19 protein-coding genes are annotated in these 16083 nt (G+C 63.3%); 4 read left to right on the forward strand and 15 right to left on the reverse strand.

Annotated features, from left to right (window positions below; genetic code table 11):
* Nucleotides 1–174: 174 nt before the first annotated feature.
* From BEN48_RS19490 to BEN48_RS01040, 13 genes are all read right to left on the reverse strand, one after another.
* On the reverse strand, nucleotides 175–738 hold the full coding sequence (locus BEN48_RS19490; protein WP_241502128.1) for a 5'-nucleotidase C-terminal domain-containing protein: 564 nt from the start codon (nucleotides 736–738) through the stop codon (nucleotides 175–177).
* On the reverse strand, nucleotides 739–1611 hold the full coding sequence (locus BEN48_RS19495) for a metallophosphoesterase (RefSeq protein ID WP_241502129.1): 873 nt from the start codon (nucleotides 1609–1611) through the stop codon (nucleotides 739–741). It lies immediately after the preceding gene.
* A 36-nt stretch (nucleotides 1612–1647) separates the two neighbouring features.
* The gene (locus BEN48_RS00990; RefSeq protein ID WP_070732044.1) at nucleotides 1648–2952 is read right to left on the reverse strand and encodes an MFS transporter; all 1305 of its coding nucleotides are present in this window, start codon (nucleotides 2950–2952) and stop codon (nucleotides 1648–1650) included.
* A 162-nt stretch (nucleotides 2953–3114) separates the two neighbouring features.
* Complete coding sequence (locus BEN48_RS00995; protein WP_070732047.1) at nucleotides 3115–3657, reverse strand: DsrE family protein; 543 nt, start codon at nucleotides 3655–3657, stop codon at nucleotides 3115–3117.
* Between the two features lie 19 nt (nucleotides 3658–3676).
* Nucleotides 3677–5116, reverse strand: a complete 1440-nt coding sequence (locus BEN48_RS01000; RefSeq protein ID WP_083320634.1) for an OprD family outer membrane porin — start codon at nucleotides 5114–5116, stop codon at nucleotides 3677–3679.
* 33 nt (nucleotides 5117–5149) lie between these two features.
* On the reverse strand, nucleotides 5150–6196 hold the full coding sequence (locus BEN48_RS01005; protein WP_070732048.1) for a c-type cytochrome: 1047 nt from the start codon (nucleotides 6194–6196) through the stop codon (nucleotides 5150–5152).
* Between the two features lie 167 nt (nucleotides 6197–6363).
* Complete coding sequence (locus tag BEN48_RS01010) at nucleotides 6364–6780, reverse strand: DUF6691 family protein (RefSeq protein ID WP_070732050.1); 417 nt, start codon at nucleotides 6778–6780, stop codon at nucleotides 6364–6366.
* A gap of 26 nt (nucleotides 6781–6806) precedes the next feature.
* Nucleotides 6807–7436 (reverse strand): class I SAM-dependent methyltransferase, encoded by a 630-nt coding sequence (locus tag BEN48_RS01015; protein WP_070732052.1) that lies wholly within the window; start codon nucleotides 7434–7436, stop codon nucleotides 6807–6809.
* A 9-nt stretch (nucleotides 7437–7445) separates the two neighbouring features.
* A complete protein-coding gene (locus tag BEN48_RS01020; RefSeq protein WP_094122908.1) occupies nucleotides 7446–8015 on the reverse strand; it encodes a YeeE/YedE family protein in 570 nt (189 codons plus the stop codon).
* Between the two features lie 64 nt (nucleotides 8016–8079).
* On the reverse strand, nucleotides 8080–8436 hold the full coding sequence (locus BEN48_RS01025; protein WP_158010066.1) for a rhodanese-like domain-containing protein: 357 nt from the start codon (nucleotides 8434–8436) through the stop codon (nucleotides 8080–8082).
* Nucleotides 8437–8590: 154 nt separating this feature from the next.
* A complete protein-coding gene (locus tag BEN48_RS01030) occupies nucleotides 8591–9946 on the reverse strand; it encodes an MBL fold metallo-hydrolase (RefSeq protein WP_070732152.1) in 1356 nt (451 codons plus the stop codon).
* 34 nt (nucleotides 9947–9980) lie between these two features.
* Nucleotides 9981–10799 carry a sulfite exporter TauE/SafE family protein gene (locus BEN48_RS01035; RefSeq protein WP_070732056.1) on the reverse strand — a complete coding sequence of 273 codons (819 nt, stop codon included), beginning with the start codon at nucleotides 10797–10799 and terminating at the stop codon, nucleotides 9981–9983.
* A 92-nt stretch (nucleotides 10800–10891) separates the two neighbouring features.
* A complete protein-coding gene (locus tag BEN48_RS01040; protein ID WP_070732058.1) occupies nucleotides 10892–11215 on the reverse strand; it encodes an ArsR/SmtB family transcription factor in 324 nt (107 codons plus the stop codon).
* Between the two features lie 257 nt (nucleotides 11216–11472).
* Here BEN48_RS01040 and BEN48_RS01045 point away from each other — a divergent pair, with 257 nt between their 5' ends.
* From BEN48_RS01045 to BEN48_RS01055, 4 genes are all read left to right on the forward strand, one after another.
* A complete protein-coding gene (locus BEN48_RS01045) occupies nucleotides 11473–13125 on the forward strand; it encodes a bifunctional metallophosphatase/5'-nucleotidase (RefSeq protein ID WP_083320636.1) in 1653 nt (550 codons plus the stop codon).
* A gap of 33 nt (nucleotides 13126–13158) precedes the next feature.
* On the forward strand, nucleotides 13159–13392 hold the full coding sequence (locus tag BEN48_RS19500) for a GDCCVxC domain-containing (seleno)protein (RefSeq protein WP_083320637.1): 234 nt from the start codon (nucleotides 13159–13161) through the stop codon (nucleotides 13390–13392).
* Nucleotides 13393–13457: 65 nt separating this feature from the next.
* Nucleotides 13458–13829 carry a hypothetical protein gene (locus BEN48_RS01050; protein ID WP_125932412.1) on the forward strand — a complete coding sequence of 124 codons (372 nt, stop codon included), beginning with the start codon at nucleotides 13458–13460 and terminating at the stop codon, nucleotides 13827–13829.
* Nucleotides 13830–14154: 325 nt separating this feature from the next.
* Nucleotides 14155–14760 carry a TlpA family protein disulfide reductase gene (locus BEN48_RS01055; RefSeq protein ID WP_070732061.1) on the forward strand — a complete coding sequence of 202 codons (606 nt, stop codon included), beginning with the start codon at nucleotides 14155–14157 and terminating at the stop codon, nucleotides 14758–14760.
* A 126-nt stretch (nucleotides 14761–14886) separates the two neighbouring features.
* Here the strand turns inward: BEN48_RS01055 and BEN48_RS01060 are convergent, their stop codons facing one another.
* Together BEN48_RS01060 and BEN48_RS19330 are read right to left on the reverse strand one after the other, a co-directional pair.
* Complete coding sequence (locus BEN48_RS01060) at nucleotides 14887–15663, reverse strand: NAD(P)-dependent oxidoreductase (protein ID WP_206599801.1); 777 nt, start codon at nucleotides 15661–15663, stop codon at nucleotides 14887–14889.
* On the reverse strand, nucleotides 15558–15902 hold the full coding sequence (locus BEN48_RS19330; protein ID WP_206599802.1) for a Rossmann-fold NAD(P)-binding domain-containing protein: 345 nt from the start codon (nucleotides 15900–15902) through the stop codon (nucleotides 15558–15560). Before BEN48_RS19330 ends, BEN48_RS01060 begins: the two co-directional genes overlap by 106 nt.
* Between the last annotated feature and the right edge of the window lie 181 nt (nucleotides 15903–16083).

Here is a 16083-nt window from a genome sequence, read left to right on the forward strand (position 1 = left end):
TCTTGGAAATACCCCTCAAAGGTGAGGTCAAATTTTGGGCTGAGGAAGCCTTGTGCGCATTTCCCCAAGGCGCATGACCCGTTGGCTAGTCAGTACAGCCGTCCAAAACGGACCTGACGAGCTCAGTCAGCGTCCGCGCACCATCAAGCAGGAGGTTTCACAACACCCTTTTGGTTAAACCACTACATACGTATCGTGCGGCTCCACTACCAGCGGGCGGTGCTGCGCCAGGTAGGCGCGCATGGCGGCCACGGCGTGGTGGCCGGTTTTTTGGCGGTTGTGGCCAAACTTGGGCGGCACGCCCTGCGCGGTAATAAAGGCGGCCGAGTAGGTGCGGGCCGGGTCCAGCGCCTTGCCCTGCACAAATACGGCCTGCAGGCGGCTACCCTTGGGGTTTTCGACTTTGAAATAGGCCTTCAGGCCCAGGGTGCGCTTCACGTAGCCGCCCATCTGGTGCAGGGGCTGGTGGCTGTAGGTGCCTTCGAGGTTCTTTTCCAGCATCTCGTGCAGCTCGGCCCCCGTGAGTTCCACAGTCTGAATTTCGGGGTCCATGGGCACGAGGTCGTAGAGGTTGTTGAGCTGCACGGGGCCGGGCGCGATGGGCGCGCCGTAGCGCCAGCCGTTGGAGAAATACAGGTCGGCCGGCACCAGGGCCTGCAGGCTGACCAGCAGAAAGTCATCGGCCGGGCACTCCACCGACGTGAGGCGGTGCAGGCCGGTTTCGGTGGTGCCTACCACTTAATTGAGTGCGGCAAACGGCTCCAGCGCCGCTTCTATGCGGGCCTGCAGCGCCGCATCGGGGGCTATGCTTTCGCTGATTTCGTACAGCTCGTGGGTGTGCGAAACCACGCGCCCGCCTTCCACCGTGAGGGTGAGCTGGCCCAGAAATGAGCCGTGGGAGCCGGACTGAATCACCAGCGCGCCACCGGCCTCGAAGGGTTTGTAGAGCCGGTTGTGGGTGTGGCTGCTCAGGCACACGTCAATGCCGGGGCAGCCTTCGAGCAGGGCCACATCCTGCGGAAAGCCGCAGTGCGAAAGCAGGATTATCACGTCGGCACGCTCTGCGGTGCGGAGGCGCTGCACGTGGCCCGGCAGCTCGGCTACCCCGTTGGTGAAGCGCAGGCCGGTGCTGAAGTGGGCCGGCATCGTTTTGTCGACGATGGGGCAGGCCAGCCCGATAATGCCCACGCGCAGCCCCGCCGTTTCCAGCAGCAGCGTGGGCGCGTAGGCCAGTTCCCCGCTGTCCTGATGGTACACGTTGGCCGCCAGCAGTGGGTAGTTGAGCTGGCCCACCAACTCCTGAAGGCGGGCCGGGCCGTAGGCAAACTCCCAGTGGGCCGTCATGGCCGCAATGCCCAGCTCGTTGAGGATGGGGGGCAGGATGCCGCCCTCGGTAGCTACCACCGGCCGGGTGCCGTGGAAGGTGTCGCCGCCATCAAAAAGCAAGTGGTTGGGGTGCTGCGCCCGCAACTCGCGCAGGAGCGTGGCAATGCGGGCGTAGCCGCCGCAACGGCGGTATTCGAACCCCACAGGGCCGAAAAAGGCTTCCTGGTGGAGGTTCAGGTAGCCGTGCACATCGTTAAGCTGGAACAGGGTGAGGGTAGTAGCCATAGCGTAGGGAAAAGGACGGGAAGGAAAATCAACATGCTAGCCGGCCGCTAGCCCAAGGAACCGAACAATGGTTGGCCGCTCGGCCGGGGCGGGGCGGGTACAGCTGCGGGGTGGCGAAGCAGCAACGTCTGTTTCCAGCGGCGGGCAGTACATGCGTCGCTGAATAATCAGCGCCGAAAGCACCGTAAGCCCGCTAATAGCCGCCAGGGCCGTCGAAAGCCCGAAAGCATCGGCCAGCAGGCCGGTGAGCAGCGCCCCGATGGCGTAGCCCGCATCGCGCCAGAGGCGGAAGATGCCTACGCTGCGCGCCCGCTGCGGGGCCGGCGCATACTCGGCCACGGCGGCCAGAAACGTGGGATACACCAGGGCCGTGCCCGCGCCCAGCAGCGCCGCCAGCGCCAGAAACATCGGGTAGGAAGAAGCAAACAGCATGGCCAGCAACACCACGCCCTGCAGCAGCATGCCCCAGAACAGCAGGTCTTTCTTGCAGAGCCGGTCGGAAAGCGGGCCGGTCAGGAGCTGGCCCAGCCCCCACACGGCCGGGTACACGGCGGCCACGGTGCCAATCTGCGTCAGGGTAAAGCCTTTAGTGGCCAGCAGCAGCGGCAGCAACCCCCACACCATGCCGTCGTTGAGGTTGTTGACGAGGCCGGCCTGCGTGACGGAGCCCAGGTTGCGGTGGCGCCACGTTACATCCCAGAACGAGAGGCGCGGGCCCGCCGGCCCGGCCGGGGCCTGGGCGGCTTCCAGGGCCACGTGGGCGCGGGTGTCGCGCACCAGCAGGCTGCCCAGCAAACCCAGCACCGCCAGGCCAATGCCCAGGTAGAAGGGGTAGGGCCGCAGGCCATATTCGGTGGCCAGCCAGCCCGAGGCGAAGGCCGTAGCCGCCACGGCCAAATAGCCGGCCGACTCGTTTAGGCCCATGGCCAGCCCGCGCTGTTTCGGGCCCACCAAATCCATTTTCATCACTACCGTGCTCGACCAGGCCAGACCCTGGTTGAGGCCCAGCAGCACGTTGGCAAAAATCACCCAGCTCCAGCTGGGGGCCCAGAGCAGCAGCAGCGGCACCGGCAGCCCGAAGCCCCAACCAATGAGCAGCAGGTTTTTGCGGCCCACTTTATTGGCCCAGGCCCCCGCGTAGTAGTTGGCCACAGCCTTGGTAAGGCCAAAAACGACGATGAACGCCAGAATAGCCGTGCGCGCCACCAACTGAAACTCCTGCTCGGCCAGCCGGGGCAGAATGGTGCGTTCCAGCCCCACCATGCCACCCACGAAGGCATTCACAACAACCAGCAAGGTGAACTGCTGCCAGTTTTCGCGCAAGCCAAGCTTAGGTATCATAGGGTAGGGCTAGGTAATAGAAATCAAGAAACTGAGAAAAAGGAACGTCATGCTGAGCGCAGCCGAAGCATCTCTACCGCTTCGTTGAACGACTGCTACGAAGCGGTAGAGATGCTTCGACAGGCTCAGCATGACGTTCCTTGTTTTGAAAATGAAAGCTGCCTACGGGTGCACCAGCGCCCAGCCATCAGCCTGGCGAATTATCAGCTCGCCGTTGCCGGTGGGCACGTAGGAGATGTAGGGCAGCATGTCGTCTTTGATCAGCTTGTGGGCTTTCATCGAGTTTTCGCATTGGGCCAGAATAACGCCGGCCTGCTGCAAAGCCAGCACGTCGGCCTCGTAGGGCTGGTTTTTCTTGAACACCACCGTGCCGCCGCTGAACACGACCAACTGCAGCTCCAGCTTGCCTTTCAGGCGCGGGTCGTCCAGGGCGTTTTTCATGTTGCGCAGGGTTTGGCCAATGAGCTTGGGGTCGCTGCTATCGAGCTGATACACGGCCCGGTAGTGCTTTTTGGTGGCCGGTGCGCCCTGGAAAGTGGCTGCTTTGGCTGCCACGGCGGCGTTGGGCGGCGTGAGAACGGGGGCGGGAGTTGCTGGTGCCGTTGGAGGCGTAGCATCCGGCGTGGTTTGGGCGTGAGCAGCAGTGCTCGTACCAATGGTGGCCACCAGGGCAGCGGCAGCGAGCAGGCGGGATAGGGAGTTCATCGGCGGGCAGGAAAAGACGTTAGAAATCATAGTTCACTATCAGGTTCAGGTGGTGCATATCCACCTTGTTTGCCACGAAGCGGGCTTCGCCGTAGGTGTCGCCCAGCGAGGCTTTATAAAGATAGAGAACCTGGCCGCGCAACCCTTTGGCCCAGCCGCGAAACGGGTAGCTGAGGGAGGAGTTGAGTTGGCTGTACGAAGGCATGCCGTACTTGTTGAGGCGAAAATCCTTCACGTCGGGCAGGTAATACTGGCCGTAGCCGACTTCCGCCTTCAGGCCCGGCGCGGCTGGCACCGCATAGCTGGCCAGTAGCATCGCGGCATCGAGGCCCCCGTAGCCTTCCTGCCGCTCGCGGGGCAAAAAGGTGTAGAACGGCTCGCGGCCCCACTCGCGTGGAAACAGAAAGCGCCCCGTGCGGGCGATGCGGGTGTAGTTGGCGCTCAGGCTCCAGGGGCCGCGCTGCGCGCCCAGGCGGGCGCTTAGGGCGTGAGCCTGGCGACCGGGGGCGCTGTAGGCCAGGCGTGGGTCGGCGTTGCCGCCGTGGCCCACCGTGCGCTGGTAATGGTACTGCGCGCCCAGCGTGAGCTGGCCCGCGCCCACGGCCCGGCCGGTGGTCAGCTCCGTGAACAGGCTGTTGAAGAGGTTGTCGGCGTAGTAGTTCCAGGCCTGCACGCGGGTACGCTCTCCCAGCTGCCGGCTAACGCCCAGCACGCCCAGGCCCCGACTGCTCAGGTTGCCGGCGTACAGGGCGCGCTTGCCGGTTTCGTCCACGCCGGTAGGATAGAGGCCGATGGAGCGGGCCACCGACGCCCACTCCGAGGTGGAGCGCACGGCCATGTGCGTAAGCCAGCCCGCCGTGATGCGGGTGCGGGCCAACTCATTCACTTCCAGCCACAGGCCCTGCTCGTAGTTGGGGCTCAGCCGTCCATCCTGCGGATTGACCAGGGGCGTGACCAGCAGCTGCCGGCCAAATGTGGCCACCGACTTCCGCCAGCGGTAGCGCACAAACAGCTCCTCGGGCCGGCCCGTGAGCCGGCGGCGGGCGGGGTTATTCACATCAAACAGGCCCACTTCGTAGCGGTTCACCGTCCCGGTGGCCGCGTCGGGCGTGGCCAGGTCGTTGGAAGCCAGATTCACCCAGAAAAAGCCCCCCGCACCCACCGAAAACCCATGCAGCGGGGCCGTTTCGAATCGTGCGCCCGCCCCCAGTCCGTTGGCGTAGTAATCTGGCAGGGTGTCCTGGTTGCGGGTGGCCATGAAGTAGTTGCGCACCCGCCCGTGCCACTGTCCCCGCCCAAATGCTTCGGCAAGGGTGCGGGCCGGCAGCGTATCAGCTTTGGCCGGTTGGCCAGAAGCGAGGGCGGGCGACAGCAAGGGCTGGCCGGTGGTAGGCGGTGCCGGAACGGGTTCGGCCTGTTGAGCCTGCCCGGCAATGGGCACCAGCAACAGGGCAGCCACTCCAAAACGCAAAAGGGAATGTGTCAACGCGAGTTAGTTGGTTTTGGCCGTTTGGGCGGCCTCAATGGGCTGCCACGGTCCGTACTTGTGCTGCTGCACCGAAAACGCATCGGCATACGGACCAAACGGGTGGTCTATGGGCTTCTTGCTGATGTCGGGCCAGTCGTGCGTGGTTTTCAGGTGGGGGCGGGGCTGCGAGTTCACGAAGGCCGCCACGTCCCAGGCCTGCTTGTCGGTGAGCTGCGGGTGGTCGAAGGTGGCGCCGTAGGGCATGGCCGCCTTCACGTATTTCGCGAAGTTGGTGACGCGGAACAGGCCCGCGCCGTCGTTGTAGCTATGCGGCCCCCACAGGGGCGGGTACTGGTAGCCGCGGCCGTCGGCCAGCGGCTGGCCCTGGCCTTCCGGCCCGTGGCAGCTCTGGCACTTGCCGGCATACACGGCCTTGCCCATCACGGGGTCGGTGGCGCGGTCGAGGTAGGCCAGCTTCACGAAGCCCGTGCCGTACACCTTCTTACCCTTAGCAATGCCTTGCCCCAGCCACTTGATATAGGCCACCATGGCGCGCATTTCGCGGCTGCTGTCGGCCAATGGCCGGCCGTTGAGGCTGCGCTCCAGGCAGTCGTTCACGCGCTTCTCAATGCCCTCTACCTGGCCCGAGCGGGCCCGCAGCTTGGGGTAGGTGGCGGCTACGGCCAGGTAGTTGTTGGCGAAGCCCTGGGTGCCAGCCTGCAGGTGGCAGTTCTGGCAGTTCATGCCGTTGGTGAGGTGCAGCACCGAGCCCTGGGGCCCCAGGTACTGCGCCGTGTTAGCAATCAGCTCGCGGCCGTAGCGAATCTGGCGGCCGGCGGCCGTGCGCGGAATGGTAGCCGTGTCGGGGGCCGGGGTGGCGGGCCGGCGGTAGCTGCCGGGCGGCGGCGGGCCCTCAGTAGCCTCGTTGGCCACCACTTCGGGCGCGGCCGGAGCAGGGCCGTAGAGTTGGGTAAGCACCACCACCAGAACCAGCACCACGGCCGCCGTCAGCAGCATTAGCAGGCGCACCAGTTGGGGCAGCTGCTGCACCCGGTCTTGCGTGGGTTTCATTGGGAGGAAGGTTGAATGTTGTATTTGTTCTAACGTCGCGCCTCACCCCCCGGCCCCCTCTCCGAAAAGGAGAGGGGGAGCCAGACGTCAGAAGCGTATCCGGTGTCCCCTCTCCTTTCGAGAGGGGGTCAGGGGGTGAGGCGCAACGTCAGAACGACTGCCTGGTATTAATACGGCAGCTTTTCGCGCAGGGCGCTATAGGTCCAGGTGCCGGCCAGCGCAGCTACTATCATGATGAGTACCGCGCCCACGTTGGCGCCGGCCCCAACCTGGGCAAACAGCGGACCGGGGCAGGCGCCGGTCATGGCCCAGCCCAGGCCGAAAATGGTGCCGCCAATCCAGATGCCGTGGTTGAATTTTTTGTCGGAGAGCTTGATTTCCTCGCCGTTGATGGATTTCAGGTGGTTGCGCTTGATGAGCTGAATTGAGATAATGCCCACCACAATGGCCGAGCCAATGACCCCGTACATGTGGAAGCTCTGGAAGCGAAACATTTCCTGAATGCGGAACCAGCTGATGACCTCACTCTTGGTGAGAATAATGCCGAACAACGCGCCCAGCACCAGGTATTTGAAGTATTTCATGGAAAGTAAGTAAGTCGAAGTGGGGGTTAAACCGAAAGCGTGGAAGGGGCAGGGCGCTGGGCCAGCAGGCGCACCACGCTGGCCGGGCCGGCATGGAAGCTGCCTTCGTGCAGCACCAGCCGCCGCTCCTCATTTTCGAGCAGCGAGAGGCCGGCAAAGTCGGTGGCCAGCTGAGCCGGCTCGTAGAGCAACTCCGCTTCGCGCGGGCCACCCGAGGCCAAGCCCAGCTGCCGGGGCGTGAAGGCCTCCAGCACCAGGTGTCCGCCGGGGGCCAGGCTGGCGGCCGCGGCCGTGTGCACCGCCTGCCGGTCGTCGAGAGGCAGGTGGGCGTAAATCAGGCCGATGGCATCGTAGTAGCCGGGTCGCTGCCAGGCCAGGTCAGTCAGGTCGGCTACCTGGTAATCGACGCGCACGCCCTGGGTGGCCGCCAGGCGCTGGGTTTTGGCCCGGCCCTCGTCGCTGAAATCCACGGCCGTTACCTGCCAGCCCTGACGGGCGGCGTACACGGCGTTGCGGCCTTCGCCCTCGGCCAGCAGCAGCAGGCGGCCAGGTTGCAGCGCGTCGAGCTGCCGGCGGAAGTAGGCGTTGGGCTCGGTGCCGTAGGCGTAGGCCTCGGCCTCGTAGCGGGCATCCCAGAAATCAGCGGCGTGCGTCATCGGAGTCAATTAAAACAGCTTTGGGTAGATCACCCAGGTCATGAGCAGGCCGCCCACGAAAAAGGCAATAACGGCCACCAGTGACACCCACTGCAGGTTGGAGAGGCCCGAAATGGCGTGGCCCGAAGTGCAGCCTCCGGCGTAGCGCGTGCCAAAGCCAATGAGAAAGCCCCCCAGCACCAGGAAAACCCAGCCTTTCCAGTTGGCCATATTGTCGAGCGAGAACAGCTCGCGGGGCAGCAGACCCGAGAAATCAGTCAGGCCCATTTCAGCCTTCAGGTCGCGCACGGTTTCGGCCGATATGGCGATGGTATCCGGGTGTCCCATCAGCTGGTAACCGATAAAGCCGCCCAGCGCCACGCCCAGCACAAATACCAGGTTCCAGATTTCAGCCCGCCAGTTGTAGGTGAGGAACGGGATGCCGGCCGGCACGCAGGCCGCGCACACGTGGCGCAGCGAGGAGCTGATGCCCAGCGCCTTGTTGCCGATGAGCAGCAGGGCCGGCACCGTGAGGCCGATGAGAGGCCCGGCCACGTACCAGGGCCAGGGCTGTTGCATAAGTTCAAGCATAGTATTCAGAAGTGAAGAGGGCGCGTCCGACCCAGCTTAGAATCGGACACTCAGGAGAATAAATAGGAAGTGACTACTTGGTCGTCAGCGGCTCGGGCCAGTCGAGCACCCCGCCGAGCAGGTTGCTGACATTGGCAAAGCCGCTCTTCGTGAGCATGCCGGCCGCGCTGGCCGAGCGGGCTCCGCTGCGGCAATACACGTAAGTGGGCGCGTCCTGGTCGAGGGCAGCCACGCGCTGGCCAAAGTCGGGCGCGGTGACTTCAATGTTCACGGCGCCGGGCAAGTGGCCGGCGGCAAACTCCTCGGGGCGGCGCACATCCACGAGCACCGCGCCGGGCTGGCGCAGGCCCTCCGCAAACTTGGCGGGGGTGAGGTTGTGGAAAGCGGAGTCAGCAGATTTATTGAAACCAAACATGGCGGGGGGAATCAAGGAATGAAATGGATGAAAATAGCCCGTCATGCTGAGCGCAGCGGAGCGGAGTCGAAGCATCTCTACCGCAGTAGTAATCCTGTTGACTGCAACGAAGCGGTAGAGATGCTTCGACTCCGCTCCGCTGCGCTCAGCATGACCGTTTACCGACTCATTAATGGCTAGCCTCAGCCTTCTGGAAAGACTTCACGGCCTCGCTCAAATCCAGCACTTTGGTATCGGGCAGGGCGGGGGCCACAATGCTGCTGCCGGCTGCCGAACGGTAGCCACCGGCGCAATGCACCACCACGGGCTTGCCGGCCGGAATCTCGCCCACCCGCTCGCGCAGCTCGGGCAGCGGCAGGTTGATGGCGTTGGCAAACAGCGGCTCCGACTTCACCTCCGCGGCATTGCGGATGTCCACGATGGTATAGTTCTCGGGGTGCTTGCGGAAGGCCTCCACGTCCATTTGGGGCATGGTTTCCTTGGTGGACGGCGTGCCCACCAGGGCACCCTTAATCAGCGGCTCGTAGCCGATTTTGGCGGTTTTCTGAATCAAGTCCGTCAGCGTGGCCTCGTCGGTGGCCAGCAGGTAGAACTTCTCCTCCGGCCCTACAATGGAGCCCAGCCAGGTTTCGAACTTGCCGCCCTGCTGAATGTTGATGGCACCGGCCGCGTGGCCCTTCTTGAACTCGCCTTCGGGGCGCGTATCCACCACCACCAAGCCGGCTTCCAGCTTGGCGTCGGCGGCCAGGCGGGGTACTTTGGCGATGCTGGGGGCGAAGTCGGGCGCACCGGCCTTGTTTAGGTCCACATCGTAGCCGAAGTACTTGGGAATGAACGGCTGGTCGGCCAGCAGCTCCTTCACGAAATCCTCCTCCGACTGCGGGCGCAGGGCGTAGTTGCCGGCCTTTTCGGCCCCGATGGTGCTGCTGTTGGCCGAGTTGGTGGCCTTGCTGCAGAGCGAGCCCGCGCCGTGGGCGGGGTACACCAGCACGTCGTCGGCCAGGGGCATGAGCTTTTCGCGGGTGCTGTGGTACATCTGCTTGGCCAGCTCCTCGCGCTTGGCAGTCATGTTGCCGGCTTTTTCGCGCAGGTCGGGGCGGCCCACGTCGCCGATGAGCAGCGTGTCGCCCGTAAACACGGCCACGTCTTTGCCCTCGCGGCTGAGCACGGTGCTCACCGAATCGGGCGAGTGGCCGGGCGTGTTCAGGGCCCGGAACGTGAGCTTGCCTACCGTAAACGACTGGCCCTCGTCGAAGGCCTCGTGGTCATATTCGGCTCCTAGCAGCTTGCTGACGCGGATAACGGCGCCGGTTTTCTGCGCAATTTCCAGGTGGCTGCTCACGAAGTCGGCGTGGGGGTGGGTTTCAAGCACGCACACGATTTTGGCGTCGTGCTGCTTGGCGAAATCGTAGTATTGCTGCGGGTCGCGGGCGGGGTCTACCAGCACAATTTCGCGGGCGCATTCGCTGAGCACGGCGTAGGAATAATGAGCGAGGCCTTTGTCTTCGAACTGTTCGATTTTCATGTCTTTGAGCATAAAGAGTGGGAAAGAAAGCAGGTTAGGATTGGTGAAACAGGAGTTCTTTGACGAGAATAAACGTGCCCATAGCCAGCGTGAACCAGCCGAAAGCGGGTTTCAGCTTGGCGCCGGGAATGAAGCGGGCCAGGTAGGTGCCCAGCACGATGCCGCCGAGCGCAAAGGCCAGAAAACCCAGAATAAACGACCATGCTATGGGCGTGCCCGCGCTCAAATCACCAGTAAATCCGATGAGTGAGTTCAGGGCGATAATGGCCAGTGAAGTGCCCACGGCCAGCTTCATGGGCAGGCGCGCGCCCAGCACCAGGGCCGGAATAATGAGAAAACCGCCGCCCGCGCCCACAAAGCCCGTGAGCGCGCCCACCACCAGGCCAATGCCCAGAATGAGCGGGTAGTTGAAGGAGTTCTTGCGGTGCAGTTCCTCGTCGAGCACTTCCTCGGCCTGCTTGCTGCGAATCATGGATACGGCCGCGCCCACCATCAGCACGGCGAAGGCTACCAGCACCAGCAGGTCTTTAGTGAACACGATGCTGCCCACCGTGAACAGCTCGTGCGGGATGGCCGGCATGAGCACCTTGCGCACCAGAAACACCGAGGCCAGCGAGGGAATCAGAAATACCACGGCCGTTTTCAACGACACCAGCCCCTTGCGGAAGTAACCTACCGCGCCCAGCACCGACGTGCTGCCTACCACAAACAGCGAATAGGCCGTGCTTAGCACCGGGCTCACGCCCATCAGGTACACCAGCACGGGGACAGTGAGAATGGAGCCGCCGCCGCCCATGATGCCGAGCGAGAGGCCGATGAAAATGGCGGCGAAGTAACCGAAGTAGTGCAACATATCAGAAGGGGTGACGCAAAGAAATCAGAGGAAGTAACGTATGAATTTATGAAAGGTTGTTCATGTGTAATGACAAAAAAAAGGCTGGCTCCCTACAGGAAGGTGCAGCCAGCCAGGCACTGAATCACATCAACAACTTCCCGCATCTTCAAAGAGTAGTAAATGTTCTTGCCCTCGCGGGTGCTGCTCAGAATGCCCTTCAGCTTCATGCCCGAAAGGTGGTGCGACAGCAGGCTCTGCTCCACATTCAGCTTCTCGCTGATGTCCGTTACCGACAGGCTCTCCTGCGCCGCCAGCAGCTGCACAATGGCAATGCGGGTGGGGTGGGCCGTAACTTTAAGAATGAAGGCCACTTTCTCCATTTTCTCGATGGAGAGGCCCATATCAACAGCAAGGATGGAGGTAGCAGGTATCATGACGGGAGCAAATATATGAACAACTTATCATACATACAGCCGTAAGCCCCCATAAGTTCACGGGGGTTCTATTATTTCTGTGCCGCTTGTCAACTTCAACGCGTGTCATCCTGAGCTTGCGAAGGACCTTATCACGATTGCGCCTTCTGAATAATACAAGGGATGCGGACGTGAGAAGGTCTTCGCAAGCTCAGGATGACAGACGGAGAAGCCCCTGAATCGCCAAACACCTCCCTGCCCTATACTTCCCAACCCGCATGAAAACCGCTTCCTTTCCTTCAAAAAACGGCCGGCCAGGCTTCTCAGCCACTTTCGCGCTGGGCGCATCCCTGCTGCTGTCAGCCTGCAATCCGAATCCGCAACAGCACGAAAAAGCCGCCCCCACCGCGCAAGCTGCTGTCAACGGCACCTTCACCATCCTGCACACCAACGACATCCACGGCCGGCACCGGCCCTTTGCCGTGGCACCTGGCAACGCCACCTCGCAGACCGGCGACGCGGGCCGGCCGCCCAGCTCCTTTGAGCACGCGGGCACCGTGGGCGGCTTTGCCCACCTGGCCACCGCCGTGGCGCAGGTGCGGCAGCAGCGCGGGCCGGCCAACGTGCTGCTGCTCGACGGCGGCGACACCTTCGGCGACGACTTTGTAGCCAACCAGACCAAAGGTGCCGCCAACATCCGGCTGATGAACGCGCTGGGCTACCAGTTTATGGCCTTGGGCAACCACGACTTCGACTACGGCAGCGCCCGCACCCGCGAGCTGCAGCAGCTGGCCCGCTTCCCCATGCGCGGGGCCAACGTAACCGACAAGGCCACCGGCGAGCCCTTCCTCGGTGACCCCACCCAGGTGTTTACCGTGGGCGGGATGCGCGTGGGCCTGTTGTCGCTCACCTACCATAACACGGGCCTCACCGGCAACCCCAAAAACACCGCCGAACTCACCTTTGGCAATGGTCTGGAGGCCGCCCGCCGCTACCTGCCGGGCCTGCGCGCCCGCGCCGATGTGGTGGTGGTGCTCTCGCACCAGGGCACGAAGGTGGACGAGCTGCTGGCCCGCCAGGTGCCGGGCATCGACCTGATTGTGGGCGCCCACTCGCACGACCTCATTACGCCGCCCCGCCAGGTGGCGGGCGTGTGGGTGGTGCAGGCGCTGTCCGATGCCGCCGTGCTCGGCCAGCTCACCGTGCAAGTGCAAAACGGCCGCCTGACCAAGGTGGAGGGCATCGCGCCCACGCTCTGGACCGACCAGTACCCCGCCGACCCGGCCGTGGCCGCCCTCGTCGATTCGCTGCGCGCCCCGTACCGGGCGCAGCTGGAAGAAGTGCTGGCCACTGCCACCGGCCGCATCGGGCGACAGTACAAGTCGCCCAGTCCCTTCGACCAGCTGGCCGGCGAGCTGCTGCGTGAAGCCACGAATGCCGAAGTCGCCTTTCTGCCCGGCGTGGGCTACGGCGTGTCGCTCGAAGCCGGCCCCATCACCCGCGAAGCCCTGTACACCCTGCTGCCGCACCCCTCCAAACTAGTGACGATGACGCTGACCGGCGCACAGCTGCTGGCCCTGCTGGAGCAAAGCGCCACCAACCTCAACCCCGGCGACGACCTCAAGCGGGTAGGGGGCCTCATCCAAAGCAGCGGCCTGGCCTGGACCGCCGACCTCGGCCGCCCAACTGGGCAGCGCGTGCGCGGTGTGCAGGTAAACGGCCAGCCCCTGGCGCCCACCCGCGCCTACCGCGTGGTGACGCACAACGGCATGCTCAGCGGCATTCACCGCTACACCACCTTTGCCCAGGGCCAGCAGATTGAGAAGCTGGACAAGGGCGTGACGGACGTAGTAGAGGCCGGCCTGCGCCGCCGCGGCACAATAGCCCCGCCGGTGCTGGCGCGGGTTACTATTCAGGCTGCTAAAAAATAGTAAAGTAGCTTTAACTTTTAAACTGTCAAGCATATGGCCATTGCCACGCCCTCGTCCCCGCAGCTTACTTCGACACTTACCTGCCCCACTTGCGGCAATGCTCAGACCGAGCAGATGCCTACCGATGCCTGCCAGTATTTCTACGAATGTCCGGCCTGCCATACGGTCCTCAAGCCCCTGGCCGGCGACTGCTGCGTGTTTTGTTCTTACGGTTCGGTGCCATGCCCGCCCATCCAGGAGCAGGGGGCGGGAGGTTGCTGTGGTTAAGTCGCTCTGCGACTAGCCCTGCTTGCCTGAGCGCAGGCACTGAAATGGTTCGTTCAAACTGCTCTATGCCGCGTTTCCTGTCCCATTTGCTGTTGCTGCTGTATGCGGGTGTTTTCCTGCATTGCCAGCCCCTGCCCGGGCCGGCCGCCAGCGTAGCAAATACTCCAGACACGCAGCAGGAACAGTCTGGCTCCGGCCTCTGCAAAAAGAAGCTGCAAACAGTGCAGGCCGACCCTGTGACCACAAAAGCGCTGGCGGCCAAGCATCATCCGCTCCCTCTCGGGGCCGGCGTGGCCACGGAATATGCAGCGCTGTATTTCGGCCTGCTGTTCCCGGCCGACCAGCCCGCTGTTAATCCTGCCCGCGGCCCCGATGCCGGCCCTGCACAGGGTTTTGCCAACCACCCCAATAAGGCTCCGCCTGTCCGTTTTTCTTAGGAAAAGCGAGGAGGAGCAGGGTTTTGTATGCCCGGCCAGTTCAGGCGCTACTTTAGCCAGACCGTCTGCTCCTTGGGTTTTGTCCCGAAATCAGCCCCGCATTTTCCTGAGAATTCCCCGAAAATCTGCTATTAACCGGCCGACCGGCACCCGTGCGTGCATTTCAGGACCGTGTTTCTGTCGCTACTTCTTCGGGCTGCGGGCTGTTCTCTTGCCCTGCATCGGCTCCTTATAGTAGTTGCATGCAAAACCGCGAAGCCTCCCATTAGTGAACAAATGAAAATTTGTTCATATTAACTTTGTCACCCTGCTAAATCTTCCAACTATGAATCGCAAGACTCTCACCTCCTGGCTCCCGCTTGCCCTGTTTGCCCTCGTCATGTTATCGCCCCTGCGGCCCATCGTACTCGGTGGCCTCCAGCGCGGCCTGCTGGCCACCGGCCTCATGAAAGCCGATGTGCCCATGGCGCCTGCCAACGAAATGCCGGTCGTACTCGCCAACAACAGCGCCTACCCCCACAACCTGCCCATGACCACCCTCGACGGCAAGGCCGTGAACCTGAGCGACCTGAAAGGCAAGGTGGTGTTCGTGAACCTGTGGGCCAGCTGGTGCCCGCCCTGCCGCGCCGAAATGCCCGGCATCGAAGCCCTCTACAAGAAGGTGGACCACTCCAAAGTGGCCTTCGTGATGCTGTCGCTGGACGATGACGCGGCCAAGGCCCGCAAATATGTTCAGGGCAATGGCTTCACCTTCCCCGTGTACATGCGTACCGGCGACTTGCCCGCGCCGTTCGATTCCAACTCCATTCCTTCTACTGTCATCCTCGGCCCCGATGGCCAGGTAGCCGCCCGCCACGAGGGCATGGCCGAATACGACACCCCCGAGTTTCTGACCGCGCTCAACCAGCTGGCCAAAGGAGCAACTCGCTAAGCACGTGCCGCTACGATAGGCAAAAGCACGACGCCCGCCTGGAGAGCCGTACCTAAGCAAGAAATGCCCCGCAGAGTAATCTGCGGGGCATTTCTTGCTTAGGTACAAGCTCAATGTAGGGTGCATTCAGGCTGGCACTGCCATTTGCGTGGGTGGAGCCAGCTCGTTGGGCGTGGGCTGGCCGGCCAGCCAGCAGCTCAGGTTCTCGAGGGAAGTGGTGGCGATGCTGGTCAGGGCATCATGGGTCAGGAAACCCTGGTGGCCGGTTACCAGGGCGTTGGGGTGGGCCAGCAGGCACACCAGCAGCGCATCCTGCAGGGGCTGCTGAGAATGGTCGTTGAAAAACAGGCCTTTTTCGTGCTCGTACACATCGAGCCCCAGATAGCCCAACTGGCCCGATTCGAGTGCCGCCAGGGCAGCTTCCGTGTCCAGGAGCGCCCCCCGGCCGGTGTTGATGAGCATGGCGCCGCGCTTGGTGCGGGCCAGTTGCGCCGCATTTAGAATGTGCCGGGTGGCGGGCGTGAGCGGGGCATGCAGCGAGATGACGTCGGCCTGCGCGCACAGCTCGTCCAGCGACACGTACGTTAATCCGTAACGGTGGGTCAGCTCCGCATCGGGTTGGATATCGTAGCCCAGCAGGCGGCAGCCGAAACCGTGCAGCAGGCCCGCCAGCGTGCCGCCAATGGTGCCGCAGCCAATGATGCCCACCGTCTTGCCGTGCAGGTCAAAGCCCACGAGGTTATCGAGCCGGAAGTCGGCGCGGCGCATTTGGGCACTGGCCTGGAGCAGGCGGCGGTTCAGGGCCAGCATGAGGGCCAGGGCGTGTTCGGCAATGGCGAAAGGGGAGTAGTGCGGCACGTTGGCCACGCGCAGGCCCAGCCGGTGGGCAACGGGCAGGTCCACGTTGTCGTGCCGGCGGCGCGCACCAGCAGGTAGCGCACGCCCAGCGCCCAGAGTGTTTCTAGCACCGGCGCGGAAGCATCGTCGTTTACGAAAATGGCCACGGCGGTGCTGCCGGCGGCCTGGGCGGCACTCTCCTGGGTGAGGGCCGCGTCCAGGAAGTTGAAGGCGTACTGGTCCTGCGCGACCGTGGTCAGATAGGGGCGCTCGAAGGGGTAGGAGCTGAAAACGGTGATGGTCATGGCGTGTTGCATCTATGAAGAAGGAGGTCTGGCTGGTCATGCTGGCCCCGCGCAAAGGCTGGCACCGGCAGGGGTGTCCTTCTGGAAATAGGCAGAAAAGCGGAAATGCAAGGTTACGCCGCTCAGGTAGCCAGCCACTTGATGAAAGTCATGCCGGAGCCTGACATTGCGCATGTCGTTT

Origin of the sequence: Hymenobacter glacialis, from assembly GCF_001816165.1 — a bacterium.
Taxonomy (GTDB): Bacteria; Bacteroidota; Bacteroidia; order Cytophagales; family Hymenobacteraceae; genus Hymenobacter; species Hymenobacter glacialis.